General features: G+C 38.9%; 27 protein-coding genes. 25 read left to right on the forward strand and 2 right to left on the reverse strand.

Features of this window, described 5'->3' with window-relative positions:
- Window positions 1-4 precede the first annotated feature (4 nt).
- On the reverse strand, window positions 5-2,761 hold the full coding sequence (locus ACYQ2L_RS13700) for an Lcl domain-containing protein (RefSeq protein WP_460056789.1): 2,757 nt from the start codon (window positions 2,759-2,761) through the stop codon (window positions 5-7).
- Window positions 2,762-2,919: 158 nt separating this feature from the next.
- Between ACYQ2L_RS13700 and ACYQ2L_RS13705 the strand changes: the two genes are divergently transcribed.
- The 11 genes from ACYQ2L_RS13705 to ACYQ2L_RS13755 all read left to right on the forward strand — a co-directional run bounded on the left by ACYQ2L_RS13705 (window position 2,920) and on the right by ACYQ2L_RS13755 (window position 8,174).
- Window positions 2,920-3,195, forward strand: a complete 276-nt coding sequence (locus tag ACYQ2L_RS13705) for a hypothetical protein (RefSeq protein ID WP_460056791.1) — start codon at window positions 2,920-2,922, stop codon at window positions 3,193-3,195.
- Window positions 3,192-3,611: a type II toxin-antitoxin system VapC family toxin gene (locus tag ACYQ2L_RS13710; protein ID WP_460056794.1), complete on the forward strand. Its 420-nt coding sequence runs from the start codon at window positions 3,192-3,194 to the stop codon at window positions 3,609-3,611. The genes ACYQ2L_RS13705 and ACYQ2L_RS13710 overlap by 4 nt, the downstream gene beginning before the upstream one ends.
- A 379-nt stretch (window positions 3,612-3,990) precedes the next feature.
- The gene (locus tag ACYQ2L_RS13715) at window positions 3,991-4,242 is read left to right on the forward strand and encodes a ribbon-helix-helix domain-containing protein (protein WP_460056797.1); all 252 of its coding nucleotides are present in this window, start codon (window positions 3,991-3,993) and stop codon (window positions 4,240-4,242) included.
- Window positions 4,220-4,636, forward strand: coding sequence for a type II toxin-antitoxin system VapC family toxin (locus ACYQ2L_RS13720; protein ID WP_460056799.1), 417 nt, complete (start codon window positions 4,220-4,222; stop codon window positions 4,634-4,636). The genes ACYQ2L_RS13715 and ACYQ2L_RS13720 overlap by 23 nt, the downstream gene beginning before the upstream one ends.
- A 40-nt stretch (window positions 4,637-4,676) precedes the next feature.
- The gene (locus ACYQ2L_RS13725) at window positions 4,677-4,901 is read left to right on the forward strand and encodes a hypothetical protein (RefSeq protein WP_460056801.1); all 225 of its coding nucleotides are present in this window, start codon (window positions 4,677-4,679) and stop codon (window positions 4,899-4,901) included.
- Entirely contained in the window at window positions 4,894-5,325 is a 432-nt protein-coding gene (locus ACYQ2L_RS13730) for a PIN domain-containing protein (protein ID WP_460056804.1), read from the forward strand. Before ACYQ2L_RS13725 ends, ACYQ2L_RS13730 begins: the two co-directional genes overlap by 8 nt.
- A gap of 1,359 nt (window positions 5,326-6,684) precedes the next feature.
- Window positions 6,685-6,906 (forward strand): hypothetical protein, encoded by a 222-nt coding sequence (locus ACYQ2L_RS13735; RefSeq protein ID WP_460056806.1) that lies wholly within the window; start codon window positions 6,685-6,687, stop codon window positions 6,904-6,906.
- A gap of 33 nt (window positions 6,907-6,939) precedes the next feature.
- Window positions 6,940-7,206: a hypothetical protein gene (locus ACYQ2L_RS13740; RefSeq protein ID WP_460056808.1), complete on the forward strand. Its 267-nt coding sequence runs from the start codon at window positions 6,940-6,942 to the stop codon at window positions 7,204-7,206.
- Window positions 7,207-7,388: 182 nt separating this feature from the next.
- Window positions 7,389-7,613: a hypothetical protein gene (locus ACYQ2L_RS13745; RefSeq protein ID WP_460056811.1), complete on the forward strand. Its 225-nt coding sequence runs from the start codon at window positions 7,389-7,391 to the stop codon at window positions 7,611-7,613.
- A gap of 46 nt (window positions 7,614-7,659) precedes the next feature.
- On the forward strand, window positions 7,660-7,881 hold the full coding sequence (locus ACYQ2L_RS13750; RefSeq protein ID WP_460056814.1) for an addiction module protein: 222 nt from the start codon (window positions 7,660-7,662) through the stop codon (window positions 7,879-7,881).
- Window positions 7,878-8,174: a type II toxin-antitoxin system RelE/ParE family toxin gene (locus ACYQ2L_RS13755; RefSeq protein WP_460056816.1), complete on the forward strand. Its 297-nt coding sequence runs from the start codon at window positions 7,878-7,880 to the stop codon at window positions 8,172-8,174. The genes ACYQ2L_RS13750 and ACYQ2L_RS13755 overlap by 4 nt, the downstream gene beginning before the upstream one ends.
- 152 nt (window positions 8,175-8,326) lie before the next feature.
- Here ACYQ2L_RS13755 and ACYQ2L_RS13760 read toward each other — a convergent pair whose 3' ends face one another.
- Entirely contained in the window at window positions 8,327-8,590 is a 264-nt protein-coding gene (locus ACYQ2L_RS13760; RefSeq protein ID WP_460056819.1) for a hypothetical protein, read from the reverse strand.
- Window positions 8,591-8,609: 19 nt separating this feature from the next.
- On the opposite strand from ACYQ2L_RS13760, the gene ACYQ2L_RS13765 reads away from it, so the two are divergent.
- The 14 genes from ACYQ2L_RS13765 (at window position 8,610) to wecB (ending at window position 23,570) form a co-directional block, all read left to right on the forward strand.
- Window positions 8,610-8,789: a DUF4258 domain-containing protein gene (locus ACYQ2L_RS13765; protein WP_460056821.1), complete on the forward strand. Its 180-nt coding sequence runs from the start codon at window positions 8,610-8,612 to the stop codon at window positions 8,787-8,789.
- A gap of 543 nt (window positions 8,790-9,332) precedes the next feature.
- The gene (locus ACYQ2L_RS13770; RefSeq protein ID WP_460056823.1) at window positions 9,333-9,962 is read left to right on the forward strand and encodes a winged helix-turn-helix transcriptional regulator; all 630 of its coding nucleotides are present in this window, start codon (window positions 9,333-9,335) and stop codon (window positions 9,960-9,962) included.
- Between the two features lie 306 nt (window positions 9,963-10,268).
- Window positions 10,269-10,967 carry a hypothetical protein gene (locus tag ACYQ2L_RS13775; protein WP_460056825.1) on the forward strand — a complete coding sequence of 233 codons (699 nt, stop codon included), beginning with the start codon at window positions 10,269-10,271 and terminating at the stop codon, window positions 10,965-10,967.
- A gap of 9 nt (window positions 10,968-10,976) precedes the next feature.
- The gene (rfbB, locus tag ACYQ2L_RS13780) at window positions 10,977-12,038 is read left to right on the forward strand and encodes a dTDP-glucose 4,6-dehydratase (RefSeq protein ID WP_460056828.1); all 1,062 of its coding nucleotides are present in this window, start codon (window positions 10,977-10,979) and stop codon (window positions 12,036-12,038) included.
- 2 nt (window positions 12,039-12,040) lie between these two features.
- The gene (rfbA, locus tag ACYQ2L_RS13785) at window positions 12,041-12,925 is read left to right on the forward strand and encodes a glucose-1-phosphate thymidylyltransferase RfbA (RefSeq protein WP_460056830.1); all 885 of its coding nucleotides are present in this window, start codon (window positions 12,041-12,043) and stop codon (window positions 12,923-12,925) included.
- Window positions 12,926-13,999 (forward strand): DegT/DnrJ/EryC1/StrS family aminotransferase, encoded by a 1,074-nt coding sequence (locus ACYQ2L_RS13790; protein WP_460056832.1) that lies wholly within the window; start codon window positions 12,926-12,928, stop codon window positions 13,997-13,999. It abuts the gene before it with no gap.
- Window positions 13,992-15,065, forward strand: coding sequence for a hypothetical protein (locus tag ACYQ2L_RS13795; RefSeq protein ID WP_460056834.1), 1,074 nt, complete (start codon window positions 13,992-13,994; stop codon window positions 15,063-15,065). Before ACYQ2L_RS13790 ends, ACYQ2L_RS13795 begins: the two co-directional genes overlap by 8 nt.
- On the forward strand, window positions 15,037-16,488 hold the full coding sequence (locus ACYQ2L_RS13800) for a lipopolysaccharide biosynthesis protein (protein WP_460056837.1): 1,452 nt from the start codon (window positions 15,037-15,039) through the stop codon (window positions 16,486-16,488). Before ACYQ2L_RS13795 ends, ACYQ2L_RS13800 begins: the two co-directional genes overlap by 29 nt.
- A gap of 4 nt (window positions 16,489-16,492) precedes the next feature.
- Complete coding sequence (locus ACYQ2L_RS13805; protein ID WP_460056839.1) at window positions 16,493-17,350, forward strand: glycosyltransferase; 858 nt, start codon at window positions 16,493-16,495, stop codon at window positions 17,348-17,350.
- Window positions 17,351-17,972: 622 nt separating this feature from the next.
- Entirely contained in the window at window positions 17,973-18,983 is a 1,011-nt protein-coding gene (locus tag ACYQ2L_RS13810; protein WP_460056842.1) for a hypothetical protein, read from the forward strand.
- Window positions 18,984-19,113: 130 nt separating this feature from the next.
- On the forward strand, window positions 19,114-20,289 hold the full coding sequence (locus ACYQ2L_RS13815; protein WP_460056844.1) for a glycosyltransferase: 1,176 nt from the start codon (window positions 19,114-19,116) through the stop codon (window positions 20,287-20,289).
- A gap of 9 nt (window positions 20,290-20,298) precedes the next feature.
- Window positions 20,299-21,327, forward strand: a complete 1,029-nt coding sequence (locus ACYQ2L_RS13820; protein ID WP_460056847.1) for a polysaccharide biosynthesis protein — start codon at window positions 20,299-20,301, stop codon at window positions 21,325-21,327.
- A complete protein-coding gene (locus tag ACYQ2L_RS13825; RefSeq protein WP_460056849.1) occupies window positions 21,324-22,433 on the forward strand; it encodes a capsular polysaccharide biosynthesis protein CapF in 1,110 nt (369 codons plus the stop codon). The genes ACYQ2L_RS13820 and ACYQ2L_RS13825 overlap by 4 nt, the downstream gene beginning before the upstream one ends.
- Before the next feature lie 3 nt (window positions 22,434-22,436).
- Window positions 22,437-23,570, forward strand: coding sequence for a non-hydrolyzing UDP-N-acetylglucosamine 2-epimerase (gene wecB, locus ACYQ2L_RS13830; protein WP_460056852.1), 1,134 nt, complete (start codon window positions 22,437-22,439; stop codon window positions 23,568-23,570).
- The last annotated feature ends 32 nt before the right edge of the window (window positions 23,571-23,602 follow it).

Genomic DNA, 23,602 nt, shown 5'->3' on the forward strand with positions numbered 1-23,602 from the left:
CCTGTTAAAATGAACGTATTACCCGAAGGTGGCGGTTTTGGCCCTTGAAATCACTGCTATAATAACCATTTGAAAAATTAACGGAATAGGCTCGATTGGTATCGACTTCTGAAGAAGTCCAGTAGTGTTCCGACAGAAAACCACCAATAAAGACATTGCGCGGCTGCAGAATGATAAGTTCTATTCTACTCGGCAGGAACCAGTCGCTGTATCCTCCATGGTCTGCATTTCTTGCTGTCTCGGCAGCGGGATGCTCGGGGCCTGTCATCGCCTCGTAGGTATTTCTGTATCCGCTGCCCAATTCAACAGAGGTGCCGGGAGTATCTGTATTGCTGGTTTTCCACTGGAAGGTACCTCCTTCTTCATCGGCCGTCCAGCTTTCAAGATACGTCCAGTCATATTCATTGGCTTCATCAATGTAGAAAATGATACCTCCCGCAGGACCGCTGTCACCCACCACATAATGATACACAGTAAAACTGAACTCATCTGTCCAGGTGTTGGTCTGACTGTCGGTAAAACTTATGCTGACTGGTATCTCCGTTAGATCAGGTGTGTCTTCGGAAATAGTGAAGGCAAATGCATTGGCCGCTGATGCGTTCATAGACAGGCTGTCTGAGGTTGAACCGGTGAAACCGGAATGCCGTGTATTTTTTTCTCCAATTGTCATGTAGCGCTCTGCGGATATTGTGCCGTAGTGAAACTCGTTTTGAGTGAAATCGATATAGGGAGAATTGCTGCTTAGTACCGCAGTCACATCCATTGCGTTGCTGGTTCCTTCATTCTGAACGCGTATATCCATTGTTACGTTGTCGCCTGGAGTTGGCAGTATATCGGTACTGTTATTCGCACCAAGCATGTGTGCATGATACACCATATTCGCATTGCTTTCGTACACAGTAATAGTGAACTCTTCCACCCAGGTGTTTGACTTGCTGTCTGTAAAGCTCAAGGTAATCGGTATTTCTGTGTGTACCGGGGTATGTTCTGCAACAGTAAACGTGAATGCATTGCTTGTCTCTGCATCCATAGCCAGATCACTTGCTGCTGATGATCCATTGGATAGATCCCTGTTGGATATGGTCTGATAATGCCCTGCGGAAATCGCACCGTAGTGAAACTCGTGCCGGGAAAAATCGATGTAGGGAGAATCACTGCTTAGAGCGGCACTTATATCTATAGCACTCCTGCTGGCGTTCTGAATTCTCATGTCCAGGCTGATAGTTTCTCCTGGATTCACAATGCCGTCTTCATTACCGGTGTCGGCTATAACATGGGCACTGTAAACAATCGGGCGGTAATATTCATCACCAAGTTCATTCAGATCAACAGTGAAAAAAGTAATTTCAGCCATTCCCAGGTAGCCATCGACGGGCTGTGCCGAGTTATCAATCAGATATGTATGGTATTCCGAGTCATAGTCCCTGAATTTCGAGATCTGATCAAAACTCCAGGTCTCATCTCCCAGTGGATTCGGGGTGGAATTGACAGTGAATGAATATTTCATTTCTTCCAGATGCCCGGCTCCGGAAAAAGCGAGAATATATGGGTCTTCGCGATATGGCAGTGTGACTGCATTGCTGGAATCATGATAGGTTTCAAACCATGTGGATCTGTTCTCGGGGCTGACGATGAAGGCCTTGAGGGATCCTCCCCCGTCTATGTTGTATGCCCGAACGCGAAACTGTACAGGAAGACGGAAAAACCTGAGGACAACATAATCTTCCCAGGTGCGGCCCTCATCGGTATCTGTAATTTCGACCTTGATTTCAAAGTCCTGAAAATCGCCATCGATATTCCCGGCGGTAATATGCTGGTTAATGCTCCGGCTGTCCCCTGCGGGAATGGTGGAAAAATTGCCGTCAACGGGGCTGCTTGTGCTTAACCCATCGGGATACACCAGATTCCAGATAGTTGTTCGCGCCTCGGAATCCCCGATATTTTCCAGAAAAATCTCCAGCTCATAGGTATCGAAGGCGTTACCATACATGTAGCCATTTACCAGCTGATCCGGATTCACTGAATAGCGGGTCTTGAAATTATAGCCCTCTTCTACGAGTGGGATGGTTCCAATGAATTCATCATCGTATTCAGGGCGGGTAATAAGTGTGACCTCGCCCGATTCTCCCGAAGGATTCTCGAACACAACGGTAATTTCCTGCTCATCATCGCTGACAGCATCTGAAAACCCGACATGTCCATCCGGATCCGCTTCTACATCTTCAGCATCGTTCTCGTTTGAAGGATTCCTGCGCCGGATTTCTGTACCCTGGCCGGGAACGGCCATTCGCGCGATACTCTGGGCCACTGTATCCTGGAATCCGGCGATTCTGGCACGGAATGACCTGTTGGCCCCGCCTTCCCGAAACAGATAATAATCATGGAAGCGAAGGACATTGCTGCTGACAAGCTCAAATGAATCAGAACCAATACTGATTTTGCTGCTGCCGTCGACGCTCGTGACTGCCCGTACCGTCGGGGAATCACTGTCTCTGTTCAGAATAAGACTGTTGTCCGAAAAGTAGTAGCTCTCGCCGCTGTCCATTCTCGTCCAGGTACCCCAGATCTCCCGCGGAATTACCAGCGTATTTCCGGAATCCGGAGCATCTGAAGAGTCTGTTGACTCAGCTGTCAGGCTTTCATCGCCCGTTGTACCATTTCCTGGATCAAAGAAAAGATTACATGCAGAAAATAAAATCAAAAGCGAAAGAATTCCAGTTACCTGAAAAACCCGTGGATGGAATGTTTTTACATTTTTCATGGCTCCACCTCGTGAATAGGTAAATAGTAATGACTATTAATTATCTCATGATTTCAGCCATATTTCAAATTTTTGTTCCCCGTAATATTATCTTTGTGACGATTTAATCGATTTGACGATATTAATATGAAATTGTATATTCATATAAAGAGGATTATATGACTACGACATTCAGTATTCGCGAATTGACACGCAGTGGATCAGTACTCTCGGACTATGATTATATTGAAATCGAAGACAGAAAAAGTCATGAGTACAAAGGCGTTTTTGTGCCCCAACGCTATGCTGAGGAAGTGAAGCAGTTTCTGCACGAGAAGATCAAAAAAGATCAGGAACGCAGAAAAAGTCAACTGCTGCAGTTTGCCGGAGTAGTGAACGGGGATTTCGCAGATCACAGCCTGCAGGAGCTGAAGCAGAAAAAGGAAAATCAATGAGTATCGCTCCTGTATTTATTGATGCAAATGTAATAATCGATTTTCTTGATGCCGCCCGGCCCCGGCACAAGCTTGCTGTCAGGAGTCTCTCCACCCTGCTTGAATCAGGATACACACCAGTAGTCACAGAAGATCTTCTGACCACTATTTACTATGTTGTAAAAGACAAGATCAAAATAATCGAATTCTTTGAGTACATACTGAAGGAGTGGATTGTTGTCCCGTTCGGACAGAATCTGCTGGAAAAAACTATCTCCGATTGCCGACAGACCCCGAACATAGACTTCGAGGACAGAGTTCAGGGCTACGCCGCCCTCAGAGAAAACTGCCGATTCATTCTGACCAGCGACAGAAACTTTTCTGCCCCATCCGGCCTTCCCTGCAGCAGTATGGAAGAACTACTTGCAGAAGCTTAACAAAGGAAATACTCCACCACGATATTCTGTGGGTCATTACACCGCGCACACGGTTGCGCGGCTCCCCGCAGAAGCTTACACGGTTTGTTTCACAAACCCTTACTGCTTCTTTGACTCGTGGTTTGCGAACAAACCGCTGGCCCGGGAGCCTTTATATAGTCCAATCTTCGACTGTTAATTCATCTATGCGCATAAATTCCCTGGTATTATTTGTCACTATTACCATGTTTTTGAATAAATACTTCTTGATCCACGAATTGAAATTCTTTAGGTAAACGTACTGCCTGAGATCTGCCGTTCCGGAAAATTATTACTGCCCACAGCAGAAATTTGACTGGCTGCCACACCTGTATTACAATATGTATTACGGAGGGCGCGCATGACAACAGTTCGACTACCTGCAGATATGGAAAAAAAATTAAGTTCTATATCAAAAGCACAAAAGAAATCAAAATCAGAGATCATTAAAGATGCCCTGGAAATGTTTATGGAGCAAGAACACCTGAATTATTGTTCATACGAATTAGGTGAAGATCTTTTTGGGCAGTATGGAAGTGGAAGAAATGACCTTTCGAAGAATTATAAACACATATTGAAAGATAAGCTGAATGACAAATTCCATACTCATTGATTCTGGACCAATAATTGCTTTATTTGACCATGATGATTCATATCATTTTCAAATAAAAGAATATATTAAAATCAACAAATGCAATTTGATTACCACTACAGCAGTTGCAACTGAAGTCTCCCACATGCTGAACTTTAATGTAAATGTGCAGATAGCTTTTTTAGAATGGATATTACGCGAGGGGATCATACTATTCGAAATTCAACAAAAGCACATTTCAAGAATAATTGAATTGACAAAAAAATACGCAGACCTACCCATGGATTTTGCAGACGCAACTTTGGTAATTGCTGCAGAGCACACCGGAATCCGTAAAATCATAAGTATCGATTCAGACTTTGATATCTATCGGCTGCCCGGAAAAGAGTTAATTCAAAATCAATTATACAAGTGAGTAATTTGACAAATTAACTGCGCACACTTATGCTGTGTATATGAAGAACATTACACTTTCTATGGACGAAGACATTTTAAAACTCGGGCGAGATTATGCTAAAACTCATAACATTTCGTTTAATGCACTTGTCCGGAAATTAATCGAACAGACAGTAAAAAAAAATAGTACAAGCTGGCTCGATGACACATTTGAATACATTGATAAGAATATTAATTCTGCAAATGGCATTACGTGGTCACGTGAGGAATTATATCGTGGCTAAAGTTTTTTTTGACACAAACATTCTTGTGTACACCGTAGATAAAAAGGACATAGAGAAAACGCATAAATCAAGGGAGCTAATCAAGAATGTTACACAGGAACACGCTCCGGTTATATCCACGCAAGTGCTGCAGGAATTCTATAATGCATCAACATCAAAACTAGGAATCGATAAAATCATTGTCAAAAATCTTGTCCACAATTACAGGAATATGGAAATTGTTACAATAGATTTATTGATAATTGAACAAGCGATTGATATCAGCATTTTATTCCAGCTATCGTTCTGGGATTCGCTGATACTTGCAGCTGCAGAACAAGCTAATTGTACATACATAATTTCAGAAGATTTAAATAATGGTCAAAGAATCAGAGGGATTGAAATTGTAAATCCTTTCAAGGGAGATACATCATTATTTAAGTAAGCTGCAGAAACAGCAAACAGAAGAAAAGAAAGAAGATCCAGGGGGCGCCACTGCATGGGAAGTTGTTGGCGACACGTGACGCGCCCCCCACCTCTGGACTGCGTACCTGCGGTACCGCGGTGCTCTTCCGGGCTTGCTCACGCCCCGCCCGTCGCACCGCTCGCATTCACTCCGGCTCCCCCGGAGCTAAAACAGGAATGTGCTTAAAAACACCTGGGCAAACAGTGTGCGTACGATCCTATAACTCTAATTTGTAGATTTGTTTTGGTTGTAGAAAATCATGTCACCTACTATTGAATAGCCTTCTCTGATTCCTGGCTGGTCAATAATGGTTTCTTCGGTAGCACCTTCGGCAAGTTGTATGCGTTTAATGGCTGTGCCCTCCTGCCAGTAGAAATAATTGCCATCGACTTCGAAATGTCTGCTAATGGAATCGGATTTAGTGTCAGGAAGTGCGAGATCCGTCCATATAATTTCAAGCCCATCTTCCTGAGCGACAACAGTAAAGTAACCTGTAGGCTCGGCAACAATGTAGGGAACGGCATCATAGACTGAACTGGTTGCATAGTAGCGAGGGCTAGTAATAAGCCGACGCTCGTCTGCTTGATGTTATGTTCAGCATTTCATATCAGTGCTCTGTCGAAAAAGCGACCACATTAATGCACTGGAATCACATATTAAGTTCGATTTTCGGGCAAATGGATATTGGATTAAGCCCATCCTTCTCTGAAGAAGAGATTGAAAGCGTACCACCAGTTGTATTGAGATATAAAACGACTACTGAATTCTGTTTAGGGTATCGGCTAGGTTATGGATTATCCCAGGCAACTGTTACCCGCGCCGAATTTTCGACTCATAGATGTTGATCAGCTTGATACAGCTTCAGTGTGTATTCGGAGAATTGATGTTGCAAATGAATCAACAAGAAAAATGAACGGTTTATCTGTATCTCTGGCTGGTTTGTTTTTACCGGAGCACTTCAAGTTTCGTGTAGTACCCTCGGATAGATGTCCGGAACCGAATGAGTGCTGGCGGCCAGGTGATAGGTGTGTTGAGCCACGGGATGTTACAACGGAAATAGAGACAGTCTATTCTGTTGTGTATCTTCCGTTATGTAAGTGGCATCGGAAGCCCTTTCCGGTTCGAGACGAGGTTCATGAAAACATTTCAACATCTTTGAGTGGGGTTATTCGCATGGTTCATTGTCCAACGGTAATTAACTTCTGGCACTTTGAAATTCAATTTGGGGGTGCAGCAGCAGGAGACGGTATTTTTGCGGGATGTTTTGTAGAGGGGGGCGCCACAGCAATTAGAAAAACCATCAGTATTGTGGTAAATTATCACTAAGGGAGATCTGCCATGACCAAAGAAGCGATCATAGAAGAAATCAGAAAGCATACGCCTGAAGAACAGCGAGAAATCGTAGAAGCTGTTTGGGAGCCGAATGATGACGATTATGAGTTGACTGATGAGGAAAAAGCATTAGTGGATAAGCGGTGGAAAGAAATGCAGGAACACCCCGAACGAAATTTGACACTTCAACAACTGAAGGAGCGATTTCATAGCCGGTCAACTGCATGAAATACGGTCTCGAGACACATTATGCCGTTGGCGATGATCTGGAAAACGGGCGGTTATCCTATGAGCAGTTGCGACAGGGGCTACGAGACCAGCTACCATGCCGCAATGGTGGGCTCCTATATAATTGAGCAGCTCTCGCGCATTCCCTGCAATGTGGTCTCCATACCGCACACCGATCCGGTGCTGTTTCCCTTCCTGTCCATGATCCCCATGCAGCTGTTGTCCTACTACATGGCCCTGCGCCTGGGGCATAACGTGGATCAGCCGCGGAATCTGGCTAAAAGTGCGACGGTGGAGTAGGATTGTAAAAGAGAATTGAAGAGATGCAGGGGGCGCCACTGCATCTGATGGTGTTTCCGACACGTGACGCGCCCCCCGCCGCGCACACGGTTGCGCGGCTCCCAGGGAGTCTGTGATATATCTGTGCTGCAGGTGCAAGTTGTGTTATGTTTGTGTTCCTGATAATGGAATGGAGGAATTAAATGATAGCTGAAAAAATCTTTATCGACACTGATGAAAATGGTAACGTAAAGAAATTTCCGCCTTTGCCTCCGAACAAGCATATTGAACTCATCGTATTGATGGATGAATCTCAGAGTGTAGAGCAAAAAGTGCAGAGAGTTCCCAGTCAGAAGCTAGCAGGTAAAATGAAAATTACCGGTGATGTTTTTTCGAGTGAAACAGCCTGGTGTAGCCACAGCAATTAGAAAAACCGCCAGTATTGTGGTAAATTATTAGTGAGGGAGACCTGCCATGACCAAAGAAGCGATCATAGAAGAAATCAGAAAGCATACGCCGGAAGAACAGCGTGAAATCGTAGGAGCTGTTTGGGAGCTGGCTGAGGACGATTTTGACTTGAGTGAGCAACAGCGTTCTGAATTGAATCGCCGATATAATGAGTACAAACGTAGCGCTTCGCAAGGGTCAACGTGGCAGGATGTGCGTGCCCGGGTTGAAGGATCGTTTGTCCGTTGAAACGCCTCATTATACGATCAATTGCTGAATCGGATATCCATGAAGCGGCTAATTGGCTAGTCACAGAACGAGATCAAAAAGTTGCAATAGATTTCCTTGATGCAGTTGAATCGACATTTCAACAAATATCTGACAATCCCAGAATGTTTGCTGTGGTAGAGCAAGAGATTCGCAGGGCATTGGTTGATAGATTCCCCTACGGTGTTTTTTATGTTGATGGGGCTGATGCTGTCTCTGTTCTGGCTGTAATGCACTTATCTCGAAACCCTGCTACCTGGAAAGCTCGAACGTAGGTCTTAAAAGCAAACCAAACCCAAGGAAACTAAGAACCCATGTGCGGCCGACGGCTACAGCGGCCCCAAAAAAGCAGACACAGTAATACTGGAGGGCCTCAAGCGGCTTGAGTACCGCGGCTATGACTCGGCCGGCATCTGGATATGGAAAACTACCTGGCGCTGCGCACAATGCTTGCCGCCGCCGGCGTGCGTGGCTTTGCCACCGTGGTGCTTTTCCGGGCTTGCTCACGCGCCGCCCTGCGGATCTCTCGCAGTTTGTCTCCAAACCGCTGCCGATCCTTGCGCTTGCGATGTCGCGCAAGAAGAGCGCGGTATCGCTTGGCCCGCCGCACCGCTCGCACTCCTGCGGCTCCCCTGGAGCCGAAAACGGAATGTGATACATCTGTGCTGCAGGTGGACGTTGTGGTAAACATACCAATATAGAAAGAACAAATGAATTCTATTACTGAACAATGGATTAAGCGATGTGTGCAAGAAGGAACCTACTATTTTACTGCTCACGCTTATGAAGAGCGAATGAATGATGCGCTCACTATCCTGGAAGTGGAACAGGCTATAGAGAATGCAAGGATTATTGAGTATTATGAAGACAGTGGTCGAGGTGAAAGTTGAAAGATAGATGTCAGTTTTGTGGTCAGTCTGAGTTTACCCAAAAAAGTGTGCAATATATTTACCAAAGATCTAAAAAGGATCGAGGCTGAATTTGAAGCTCTGGAACGCGGTGAAAAGACAGCCCGGCAGGAAGTGACTGTCCCGGTGGAAGAATTTGCTGAATTTGCCTTGTAGCAGAATCGGAAATTGATCCTCTACCGGAGTTCGCAATTACCGGTGCTTATAAAATGACTGACAGATATCGCAGTCGTTGCATGAACCAGTCCAATAAACCAGGCGCATAAAAAATCCAGTTATTTTCACCCATCCCTTGAATTCAGCTTTCTGCTGCGCTATTGTGTTCACTAATTGAACAATTCGGTTTTCCTGTTCCGCAGCAAGGTTCGCCGGCCGGAAAAAGGGCTCCTATACAGCAGAATGACTCCAGGCAGGGTTTTTTTACAGGCCGCTGTCATGGACCCCGCTGTATCCTTGGTTCAAAACAGCCGCCACGGCCGCCGTAGTAGCCACGACCCACGTCACGGCTGCCAATCACACTAAAAAATGTCACAGAAACATACATCACTACAGAATGAGCTTTCTCACACAGCCGATCCGGCTGTACACGCAGCGGCGGATGAGCATGAATTCGAGCTGCTGCAGGTACTGAGCCGGCAGGCTGAGGGGAAACCCCGGCAGCGGGATCTGGCGCAGGCTCTGGGAATGAGCCTGGGCATGACCAACAGCATACTCAAGCGTCTGGCGGGCAAGGGTCTGGTGACCCTGAGGAAGATAGACGGCAGAACAATTCAGTACGTGGTTACACCCGAAGGCACCAGGGCACTGGCCTCCCGCAGCTACCGCTACATGCGCCGGACAATCGGCAACGTAGTGCGCTGGAAGGAACAGATCGACAGCCTCGTGCGTAATGCCAAACTCAAGGGTTCCCACGGCATAGTGCTCTGCGGACAGAGCGATCTTGATTTTATTGTCGAGCATTGCTGCACCCGCCATGGCCTCAGCTACCGCAGTCACTGCGAAGCAGATCCAGAAACACTGGACAGACTCAACCCTGCTTCCTGTCTGCTGGCAGGTGAGCATATAGATCCGCAAGGATCACAGGCTGAGAAGATGATAGCTCATGCAGCCAGTACGGGAACAGCAGAACCGGTGTTTTTGCGGGATGTGTTGTAGCTGGGTTTTTACAATAAAGATAAAAAGAAAAAGATTAAGGGGGCGCCAGGGCACCTGAGGGTGTCGCTGGCAAGAGACGCGCCCCCAGCCTTCGGACTACGTGGCTTCGCCACCGCGGTGCTTGTCCGGGCTTGCTCACGCGTCGCCCGTCGCCCCGCTCGCAGTCCTACGGCTCCCCCCGGGATTTTATTGGCATAGTGTATGAAAAGAATTAGCTTCTGTTGGAAGCTTGTTTGTCTGTCATTCTAAGTGATTTCAAAATCTCGCATGGTATAATTCCTCTAAATAATCAATTAGGAGGATTGTATGAATAGTAATGTTGATCAGAAGTCATCTGGTCTTGTCATGAAGTGGAAGGCAGATGATTATTCGAAGCGAAATGACCTGGAGAAGAATTGCATCATTCAACTGATGCGTATTTCAAATGAATTAAAAATCAATTGGATTCTGTTGACTGATCGTTATCCACAATTTAGCCCAGACAGTGAAAATGAAGCTATCATATTTTTTCAGTTACTTTTTATGCAAGCAGCGACGTTATGGGAAGTAAAGCAACTACTAAAAAGCGATCTGTTAACAAAACTTAACCAGACAGATTTTGATAAAGCCCCCATTCAGAAATTAAAAACCTGGGCTGACGATTTCGATAAACATAATTTAAAACAAGCAATCAAAGCAATCAGAAATCAGCATGTCAATCATATAGGCTACGAAAAAAAGTATATTGAAAAAACACTGGATAAATTCTGTAAGGATGAAGACATCTCTGTAGGTTACGGCGCATCCAAAAAGAATCGTGATTTTTTATATACCGTGGGAATTAATGTTTTGTTCCATAACCTGTTAGGTGATAACGCCAAAAATGATGAGAAAAAAACTGAATTTATAAATAGTTTATATGACTTTGAACTACATTTCACTCGAAGTTTGGATAGCATATTAAACACACTATTAAAAGACGGTGTAACCAACGGGTTTTATTGTACTACACATGAAAACTCATAAGAGGAAATTATGAAAATACTTGTAACCGGTGGTGCCGGTTTTATCGGCTCGGCAGTCATTCGCCACATTATAACTAATACTAATGACCAGGTAATCAATCTGGATAAACTGACCTATGCTGGTAACCTGGAATCACTCTCCGATGCAGCCAATAGTGATCGTTACTGTTTTGAAAAGGCAGATATTTGCGATCGATCAATCCTGGACAGCATATTTGCCAAGCATCAGCCGGATGCGGTAATGCATCTTGCTGCAGAGAGTCATGTTGATCGGTCGATCGACGGGCCAGCAGATTTCATTGAGACCAATATATTTGGTACCTACACTCTTTTGGAAGCTAGTCGTGAATACTGGAGCATACTTACTCAACTGAAGAAAGATCAGTTTCGTTTTCATCACATCTCAACAGATGAAGTCTATGGAGACCTGGAAAATCTGGAAGATCTGTTCACCGAAGAAACTGCGTATGCACCAAGTTCACCTTACTCAGCCAGCAAAGCCAGTTCGGATCATCTGGTACGTGCCTGGAAGCGGACCTATGGATTGCCGACCCTGGTGACGAACTGTTCTAACAATTACGGGCCATACCATTTTCCGGAAAAATTGATACCACACATGATTCTCAATGCGATCAATGGCAAAGCATTGCCGGTTTATGGCGATGGGCAGCAGGTTCGCGATTGGTTATATGTAGAGGATCATGCCCGAGCTCTGTATATAGTTCTGACTCAGGGAGAAGTAGGCGAGACCTATAATATTGGTGGGCACAACGAAAAGAAAAACCTTGAGGTCGTTGAGACGCTGTGTGATCTTCTGGAAGATCTCGCTCCTGAGCGAAGGCCAGCGGGCCTTACTCATTACCGCGAGCTGATCAGTTTTGTAAAGGATCGACCGGGTCATGATCGCCGTTATGCAATAGACTCAAGCAAGATGCAGCGTGAGTTGGGCTGGGTTCCACAAGAGACCTTTGAATCAGGATTGCAGAAAACGGTTCAATGGTATCTTGAAAATGAAACCTGGTGGCAAAGAGTTCTTAGCGGTGATTATAAACTTGAACGGATTGGGGGTTGAGCATGGGAAGCGGAAGAACGAAAGGAATTATTCTTGCCGGTGGTTCTGGCACCAGGTTGTATCCAATTACAAAGGGTGTTTCAAAGCAGCTTCTGCCGATCTATGACAAACCAATGATCTATTATCCATTATCTGTACTGATGCTGGCTGGTATCCGCGAAGTATTGATTATTACAACACCGGAAGATCAAGCCGCTTTTCAGCGTTTGCTGGGGAATGGGGACGATTATGGCATTCAGCTTCAATATGCTGTGCAGCCAAGTCCAGATGGACTGGCACAGGCCTTTATTATTGGTGAAGATTTCATAGGATCTGACAATGTCTGTCTGGTATTGGGTGATAATATTTTTTACGGACAGGGTTTCACACCAAAGCTTCGTGAAGCAGCTGCTCGAAAAACAGGTGCGACAGTTTTTGGGTATCAGGTTAAGGATCCAGAGAATTTCGGGGTAGTAGAATTCGATAAAAACCATCGTGCAATATCGCTTGAGGAAAAACCGAAAAAGCCAAAATCACATTATGCGGTCACAGGGCTATATTTCTATGATAACGATGTTGTTGAAATAGCAAAAAAAGTAAAACCGTCCGGACGAGGGGAACTCGAAATTACTTCGGTGAATCAGGTGTATCTGGAAAGAGGTGATCTGAACGTGGAAATGCTCGGCCGTGGTTTTGCCTGGCTGGATACAGGTACTCATGACAGTATGCTGGAAGCAGCGCAATTTGTAGAAACCATTGAAAAACGCCAGGGTTATAAAATTGCCTGTCTGGAAGAAATTGCTTGGCGCAACAGCTGGATGAGTGATAGTGAATTTGAAGCAGCTGGAACAGCAATGCAGAAAAACAACTATGGAAACTACATGCTATCGTTACTGGAAGAGAAATAAATGATACCAATTACCAAACCTTATCTTCCATCGAGAAGAAAATATACCCGATATGTTAAGCAAATATTTAAGTCCGGCCATTTGACCAACAACGGTCCTTTATTGCAGGAACTGGAACAACGTCTGGCTGCGTACCTTGGGGTACGTAATGTAATACTGGTTGCCAATGGATCGTTGGCGTTGCAGATTGCATACAAAGCACTGGATCTCAGCGGCGAAGTTATTACCACGCCATTCAGTTTTGTGGCTACCGCCAGTACGCAGGTCTGGGAAGGACTAACTCCAATATTTGCAGATATAAATTCACAGTCTCTGAATATGAATCCCGATAATATTGAACCGCTGATTACAGAGAAAACCAGTGCAATTGTGCCTGTGCATGTCTACGGAAATCCATGTGAAGTAGAAAAAATTCAGGAAATTGCATCACGTAACAAACTGAAGGTTATCTATGATGCTGCTCATGCCTTTGGAGTCAAGTACAAAGGTGAAAGCGTTCTGAATTGGGGTGATGTAAGCACCTTGAGTTTTCATGCAACCAAATTGTTTCACACAATAGAAGGTGGCGCTGTCATAACTAATAACGACGAGGTGGCACGCAAAGCAAGGTTGCTCTCAAGTTTTGGAATAACAGGCCCTGAAAGCTTTGAGCTGGCTGGAACCAATGCCAAAATGAATGAGTTTGAAGCAGCCATGGGGTTGTGTGTGTTGGATGACATAGAAAAGATTATACGATCTCGTCGCCGGGTGTGGGAAATATATGAAAATGAGCTTTCTGACCAAGTACAATTTCAGCTATGGAATACTGAAGCAACACGAAATTTTAGTTATATTCCGGTAATTTTTTCAAATGAGAAGAATTGTCTTGAAACACAAGCCTCATTAAATAGGGTAAACATAGTCCCGCGACGATACTTCTTTCCGAGTTTAGATCAGATCAGCTATATGAATGAAAATATGCGAGGTTGTTGTCCAGTTTCAAAAGATATTGCAGCAAAAGTTCTATGTTTACCAATAAACAGTAGATCAAAAAGAAAAGAAGTACTCAAAGTAATTAGGTACATGTATGAATAGTAAGGCATTGATATTTTCTGGTTATAATTTCAGAGCAGTGTTATCTCTATGTAGGTTTTTTACTGAGCAAGGCATTCCATTTGCACTTGTTGCTTCTGATAAGGAAGATGATATCTTTAAGACGATCTATAAAAAGCAGGTAATCATGATCCGTCAGGATAAAAATCTTACCATTGAGCTTTTCCAACAGATTCGAGAATTGTTTTCTGAGACCCCGGTATATATGCCAACTTCTGAATTTCTAAACACCTTTATTCTCCATAATATAAACAAGTTGGAGTCTTTTGGTTTTCAGTTTCCTATAGCTCAAGCTGAGACCTATAAAATGGTGACAAACAAATCTACATCAGAAGATCTGTTTGTAAATAAAGAAATTCAAAAGATTCCAACCATGTCACTAGAACAGTTATCTGCACCGTGTGTCATAAAACCAAGGATCAACATTTTAAATGGAAAGACTTTATACCCAATTATCTGTCACAATACCGAAGAATTAGAAAAGAACTTACAACAAATACATCCTGAAGATTATTTTTTTCAGAAGTATGTAGATGGTGCCAGTTATTATTTTTGTGGCACTCTGTTTGATGGCAATGCAACAGGGTACTGGCAAGAGAATCTATTGCAGCAGGCTGGTGGTAAATCCATTTTTTTTGCTCGATCAACAACAAATCCTGGCGTTAATGAAGAATCAATACTTGGTGTTTTGAAAGGTTTACAATACCAAGGTCCATTCATGATTGAACTTATTCAAGCTGAAGAAGTATTTTATTTTATTGAACTTAATCCAAGGTTTTGGGGGCCACTACAGCTAGGTATTGATTTTGCGCCATATTTTTTAACTTCCTTTACAGAGAAGTATTTCAATGTAACTGTCTCATCAACTATTCAAGAATTGAATCAAAATATAACTGTGTACTATTCATTTGACGCTGAAGTAAATATGAATTCGATAAGAAATTATAAAATTTATCCTGGATATTTAACTATATCTAATCCTGAAGTTATAATGGCGGATTCCGATTTATATAATAAGGATGATATTTATCACTACTTTAAAAACTAGAACATTATGGGCACTTGTATGGAGTTCCGTCGAGCGATTTGGTGAACAGGGCATCCGATTTATCGTGACCTTACTGCTCGCACGAATATTGACTCCGCTAGATTTCGGTCTCATTGGCATACTTATGATTTTTATTGTGATAGCAGAAACAATAATTAATAATGGTTTTGCACAGGCAATAATTCAGAAAAAAGAAGTCAATAACAATGATCTAACAACTGCTTTTTATTTTTCACTGATCTTGGCATTTATTCTGTATATTGTAATATTTTCAGCTGCAGATGTTATATCAAAATTCTACTTTCAAACACAATTGACATCACTTATTAGAGTAGCAGGAATTGTGATCATTCTGGATGCCTTTGTAATAATTCAACGTGTTCAGTTTGAACGAGCATTAAATTTTAAGAATTTATCAGTTGTAAGTATTATAGCATCATTTATCAGTGGTATTATTGCGGTAAGTATTGCAATTTCAGGTTTAGGTGCATGGGCTTTGGTCGTACAAATGGTATTGCAAAAGATGATTATGGTTTCAATTTTATGGGTGCAATCTAGTTGGGTGCCATCTGGACGATGGTCTAAAGCATCTTTTCAGGAGTTGTTTAACTATGGTTGGAAAATACAATTATCTGGTGTACTTGATCAGGGATTTAAGCATATTCATGCAATGGTTATTGGACGCTTATTTGCAATAGATCTGGTTGGTTATTATACCCAAGCAAAAAGAATGAAAGATCTTCCTATGTCAAATCTTTCGATGATTGTTTCGAAAGTAACTTTCTCAGCATTCTCTTCAATTCAAGATGATTTACCAAGACTAAAGTCTGGATATAAAAAAAGTATTCAGTTATTGTCACTTGTTTCCTTCCCTTTGATGCTAGGAAGTTTGGCTGCAGCAGACCGATTAATTCCTCTATTTTTAGGAGGACAATGGCAGCAGTCTATAGTTTTTTTTCAATTATTGTGTTTGGTTGGTATTTTATATCCAATCCACTCATCCAATGTGAATATTTTGAAAGTAACTGGACGTACAGATTTATTGTTGAAACTAGAAATTATAAAAAAAACGATAACAATCATATTAATAATTGTTGGAGTTAAATGGGGTGTATATGGATTAATAATTTCTCAGATATTTTCATCTTATATTGGGCTTTTTTTGAACGCTGGCATAGCAGGGCCTTTAATTAATTATAAGTTGCGTGAACAAATTATTGATGTTCTACCGATTCTATTTGTTGCAATAATTATGGCTGTATCTGTTTATGTTGTTAATATATTAACGTTACAAATTTCCGATTTTTTTAGCCTAGTAATAATGTTTATTTCGGGGTTTAGTATATATATATTGGAACTTCACATAATGCAGATAAAAGCTTGGAATCAGTTGTCTGAAATACTTCTAAAGGAATTTAAATAACAAAATGAATTATATTCGTTCTGAGTATGAAATAATAAAATCGTGGAAATTTGAGTCTGATCACCCAATTGTAAGTATAGTTTGTGCGACATACAATCATGAAAAATATATTGACGATACGATCCGTGGTTTTCTTATTCAAAAAACAGAATTTCCATTCAATGTAGTTATACATGATGATGCCTCTACTGACAAAACCGTTGATATTATTAATCGTTATATTGAATCTTATCCAAATATTATAAACGCGGTCTTTCAAAAAGAGAATCTGCATTCTAGAGGTCTAAGAAGAGATAAATATATCGAACCCTATCTTTTGGGTAAGTATATCGCGCTTTGTGAAGGAGATGATTATTGGATAGATCAATACAAATTAAATATACAAGTTAATTATTTAGAAAAAAACCCTTTATTTTCAATTTATATTCACAATGCAATTGTATTAAATGATGAAACCAAAATAACACATGTTTTCAACAAAAAAAAATTACCAACAATACTGGGTATAAAAGATATTTTATTACGTAGCTGGTTTTTTCCAACCGCTAGTTTTGTTTACCGAAAAAATTATATGATTGAAAATTATAACAATATTCCAGCTAATGGGGATATATTAAGAATCTTCAACTGTGCTCTAGTAGGTAAAATTTACTATAATCATAATCCCATGTCAGTATATCGTTATATGTCAAAAAATAGTTTATCTAAGAAATATCGAAATGACATCAAATACTTATTCGTGAAAAAAGTTATTTTTTTGAGATATGCTCTTACGAAAAAACCTTTTTATCTACCAGTGTATATTTCCTTTGTTAAGCATTCAATTCTTTTTGCTTTAAGATATTTCAAAATAATAAAGTAAAATATAAATATAAAATTGTCCATTGATAATTATAAATTTATTTATCAAATAATATTTTCATAAATAAATATAAAATGAAATAGTTCGTAAATTAAATTATAATAACTTTTTATAACAGTAAAATAAACAATAAGAATCTATTGCAAAGCTTTGAATATAATTAAAAGCTATTTTATAATTCTTATGTCTGTGTACTATTAGTATCATCACTCACCATAGTAACAAAGACATAAATCATTAAAGACTAACTTGAAAAATATCTAATACCATCCATATTTAATCATTAATTGTCATAAAATAAAATCAAGTAAACTTTTTTCGGTACACATAAGTATATAGTATATATTGCTTCAGTTTTAATGCGTTAGTTTCTAAAAATAATAAATTGCATATGAATAACTTAAATTGTATAAAGTCTCAAAAAAATAAAATTATTTCTTTAATAATAATTGTTTTTCTCTACTTTTATTTATTTCAACCTTTATTAGTTGAAAGATTTATATATTTGCTAATAACATTGATCATAATTGTTTTTACTATAATTATTTATCCTAAATTAATAAATAATTTACTATCTTTTAAAATAGAGTTATTAATTTTACTTATTATAATTTCATATTCATTGTTTAAAGATGCTAGTGTATCTGAAATTACATATTCTGATCGTTTTATTTCTTGGGGAATTCAAAGTTTTGTTTTCCCCGTATTTATAATAAATTTTCTAAATAATACTAATAGAACTAAATATTTCTTCAGATATTTACAGATCATAACATTATTAGGTGCAGCGAGTAGTATTTTGTTCTTTATATTTCCTGTCTTAGATAATTGGTACCTATCAGTTACTAAAGACCCAGTTTTTGATATCTATAAACACTTTACGATACGTTACAGGGCATTTGGGTTTTCTGAACATTTAAATTCAACTTTTTCATATGTAATGGGTATTTTTGCAGGCTTGTCTCTATTTTTTTCAATTAAAGACTTAAAACACATACTTTTTGTTATACCATATGTAGTTGCAATCGCATTGAATGCAAGAACAGGTTTTTTCCCCTTAATTCTATTTACTATATATACTCCTCTAATATATATATATAAAAAAAATGTCAAAATTTTCCCAGTTATAATTCTATATTTTATTATTTTTTTATTTATGGCACCAGTAATTATGTCCAGTATGGGTAGCTGGGTCAGTGCTTTTTTTGAAGAATTGATTTCCATATTTACAGGAAATATCGAAGATACTCACACAATCAAAATATTATTTGATCAGTTTTTTATCCCAAATAACCTGTCCGAATTTTTATTTGGTACTGGTGAATCAATATATCGTGGTGCAAATAGAACTTCAGACATCGGTATAGTCCTGCAAATACACTATGGAGGAATTTTTTTCTATTTATTAATCACGTTTTTTGTTATTTATCAGTACTTGCGTATTATTAAAAAATTAGGTTGCACACATTGGTTTGGTTTTATTTTTATAACATCATATTTTATTATTAATTTTAAAGGATTTTATTTTGCCTCTGTGCCTGGTTCTCGACTATTTGGATTGCTGTATGTCTTCTATATTACCGAATATCATAAATCTGAAATTAGTTGCAACTTTGGATTATCAAACCATTAACAATGAATGCTTATGATAATTGCAACAGAGTTATCAGCAACCTGATATATTTGATTTTCATTTCTGTTTAAAAATATTTCTTTTATTAATTTCACTATTATATATTGATAAGAAATCATAGGAGTCGTTAGTGGAAAAAAAAATAATTCTATATATTGGTGGTTTTGAACTACCAGATAAAAATGCTGCTGCTCATCGCGTGCTAAATAATTCAAAAGTATTTCAGGATCTTGGGTACTCTGTTGTTCTATTTGGAGTAAATAAACAAGCGCTTTTATCATCTCAAATTAAATTAAGTAACAGAGTTATGAACTTCGAAACTTGGACGAGATCATATCCTAAGAGTTTTTTTGAATGGTTAAGATATTTAACCACTATTAAATTTATGAATTTTTTCACTAATAAGTACACAAATATTGAAATTATCATTGCATATAATTTTCCGTCAGTAGCACTGTCATTTTTGAATAAATTTTGTAAAAAAAATAATATTAAGCTGATTGCTGACTGCACCGAGTGGTATAGTACTAAAAATCAAAATATTATTTATAAATTATTAAAAGGTTTTGATAGCTTTTATCGAATGCGTATAGTTCATAAAAAAATTGATGGTTTAATTGTAATTAGTAAATACTTAGAGAAATATTACTCTAAATGTAATAATTTGATTAGAATTCCGCCACTTGTTGATTTAAATGATAATAAGTGGAAGCATAACCTCGATTTAAATAAAGAATTTCAAATTAAAGATGATGGGTTGGTTTTTGTTTACGCCGGTAATCCTGGAGTTAATAAAGATGATATCAAAATATTAATTCATGCTTTTTTTAAATTATATAAATTTAATTTTTATTTGGTAATTATTGGAGTTGAAAAAGAACATTTCTTAAATAAAAACCCGACAATTATTGATGAATTAAATTATCTTCATGAAAAAGTATTTTTTCCTGGTCAACTTTTACATCAAGAATGTATATCTTGGTTAAAATTTGCTGACTATAGTATTTTTTTCCGAGAGAGATCAAGAGTGACCTTGGCTGGGTTTCCTACCAAATTTGTAGAAAGTATTACTTGCTCTACACCGGTTATTACTAGCGATTCTAGTGATTTGAAAGAATATTTAAGCGATTCTGCTTATGGTCTTTTATCTCCTGATTATACTATTGATTCCTTGACCGACCTATTAGAGTCTGTACTGAATAATAGTTCCGATATAAATACAAATTATATTAATAATAATTTGTTTCATTACACTAATTATATAAGTAAATTTGAAAATTTTTTGAATAAAATTAAAAATTATTAAGGAGCTCATATGTTTAGAAAAAAAACATTACTAATTACTGGTGGAACTGGCTCATTTGGCAATGCTGTTTGTCGCAGATTTTTAGATACTGATATAAAAGAAATACGCATATTTTCACGGGATGAAAAAAAACAGGATGATATGCGAAAGTTTTATGGAAATGAGAAGCTTAAGTTCTACATTGGCGATGTGAGAGATTATAATTCAATATTTGAAGCTCTTCGTGGGGTAGATTATGTATTTCAAGCAGCTGCTTTAAAACAAGTTCCATCTTGTGAATTTTATCCACTTGAGGCTGTGAAAACTAATGTAATTGGTACTGATAATGTTTTGACCGCTTCAATAAATGCTGGTGTTAAGAAAGTAATTGTTCTCAGCACCGATAAAGCAGTGTATCCAATAAATGCTATGGGTATCTCAAAAGCTATGATGGAAAAAGTCGCTGTAGCAAAATCACGGAACCTTGATGATTCTCAAATAACTATTTGTTGTACAAGGTATGGCAATGTTATGGCTTCAAGGGGATCAGTTATCCCATTATTCATTGATCAAATCAGAACTAACAAACCAATAACTATTACCGATCCAAACATGACACGTTTTATGATGAGTTTAGACCAGGCTGTTGAATTGGTGCTTTTTGCTTTTGAAAATGGAACAAATGGCGATGTATTTGTACAAAAAGCGCCGGCTGCTACCATAGAATTGCTGGCAAAAACCATTACGAAACTACTGAATAAACCTGACCATGTTATTAAAATCATTGGAACAAGGCATGGAGAAAAACTTTACGAAACTCTTCTTACTAAAGAGGAGATGGTTCATGCAACAGATATGGGCAATTATTACCGTATCCCTGCTGATACTCGTGACTTGAATTATTCTAAGTTTTTTGATGACGGTGAGGCAGTAATTACCCAATCTGATGAGTATCACTCTCATAATACAACTCGTCTCAATGAACAGAAATTGAGAGAAATGCTTCTGAGTCTAAGAGAAATTCAGGACGATTTAAAAGATTTTGGAGTTAGTAAATGAGAATTCTGGTTACAGGTGCGTATGGCTTCATAGGAAAAAATTTAGTATCCGAATTAAAAAATCGTAACTTTACTACAATATATCAGTTTGATAAAGAAACTGACATAATGTTACTTGATGAATATTGTGCTAAAGCCGATTTTGTTTATCATCTTGCTGGTGTTAACCGCCCTGAAAAGCAGGAAGAGTTTATGAAAGGGAATTTTGGTTTTACCTCAATTTTATTAGATAATTTAAAGAAAAAGAATAACACTTGTCCTGTATTACTATCTTCTTCTGTACACGCTGAACTAGATAATCCATATGGTCAAAGCAAAAAAGCTGGTGAACAATTGTTGTTTGACTATAGCAAAGAAACAGGCGCACCAGTCTATGTTTATAGATTTCCGAATGTTTTTGGAAAATGGTGTCTCCCAAATTATAATAGTGCTGTTGCTACCTTTTGTCATAATATTGCCCGAGGCTTACCTGTACAAATAAATGATTCTAAGACTTTGTTAAAACTTGTATATATTGATGATTTGGTGAATGAATTAATCAATGTTATGGGAGGTTCGGGTAAAAAAGTTGGGGAGTATTATGAAGTTCCGGTAGTTCACACAATAACAATTGGTGAAATAGTTGATTTGCTGAATGATTTTAATGATTCTAGGATAAACAAAACTATTCCAGATATGGAAAATTCATTTACGAAAAAAATATATAGCACATATTTAAGCTACTTACCTGAAGATAGTTTTTCTTATCCTTTGCACATGAATGTTGATCACAGGGGTTCCTTTACCGAGTTCATTAAAACGAAAGATAGGGGACAGGTTTCTATAAACATTTCAAAGCCAGGAATAGTGAAGGGCAATCATTGGCATCATACTAAAAATGAGAAATTTTTAGTTGTTAGTGGCACTGGCGTTATAAGATTTAGAAATATTGGTTGTAAAAATATTATTGAATACTATGTTTCAGGAGAAAAATTGGAAGTAGTGGATATTCCGGTTGGGTATACACATAATATTGAAAATTTAGGCGATACAGACATGGTAACAGTTATGTGGGTAAATGAAGTATTTAATCCCAGCTCTCCTGACACATTTTTCCTTGAGGTTTAAGTAATGGTTAAAATAAAAGTAATGACTGTTGTGGGCACCCGTCCAGAAATAATCCGATTGTCTTCTGTTATCAGTAAATTGGAAGAAAGCAATTCTGTAGAACACATTCTTGTACATACTGGTCAAAACTATGATTATGAATTGAATGAGGTCTTTTTCAAGGACTTCAATCTCAAAAAACCTGATTATTTTTTAAATGCTGCAGTGGGGTCTGCCATTGAAACAATTGGCAATATACTTATTAAAATTGATTCAATTCTTGATATGGTTAAACCCGATGCTTTTTTAGTCTTAGGTGACACCAACAGCTGTTTATGTGCTATTGCTGCAAAAAGAAGAAGAATCCCTATTTTCCATATGGAAGCTGGAAATAGGTGTTTCGATCAACGTGTTCCCGAGGAGACAAACAGAAAAATTGTAGATCATATTGCTGATATTAACTTAACGTATAGCGACATTGCTCGGGAATACTTGCTCAAAGAAGGGTTGCCACCTGATAGAATTATTAAAACTGGAAGTCCAATGTTTGAAGTTCTTGCTACAAAGAAACATGATATAGCCAGTTCCAATGTGCTCGAAAGACTTAATTTGAAAGAAAAGAACTTTTTTGTTGTATCTGCCCATCGGGAAGAGAATATTAGCTCTGAAAAAAACTTTTTTGATCTTGTGGAGAGTTTGAATTCAATAGCTTTGGAATATAAAATTCCTATTATTTTTAGTACTCATCCACGTACTCGTAAAATGATTGATGAAAAGAACATACAGTTCAATGAATTTGTGAGGACAATTGCCCCGCTTGGGTTCAGTGATTACATTAAGCTTCAGCAAAGTTCAAAAGCGGTTTTAAGTGACAGTGGGACAATTAGTGAAGAATCATCTATTCTTCAGTTCAAAGCATTAAATATTCGTGAAGCTCATGAAAGACCAGAAGCCATGGAAGAAGCTTCTGTTATGATGGTTGGTTTAAAAAAGGAGCGAATTATGCAAGGATTATTAATACTTGAAGATCAAGAAGTAAATACTTTAGAAATGGTAACTGATTATAAAAAATCAAATGTTTCTGAGAAAGTAATAAGAATTATACTTTCTTACACTGATTATATTAATAATAAAGTATGGTACAAAAATAGCAATTAATAATTCATACTAATATTAGCAACTTGCTAAAA

Source organism: Spirochaeta dissipatitropha, from assembly GCF_054657935.1.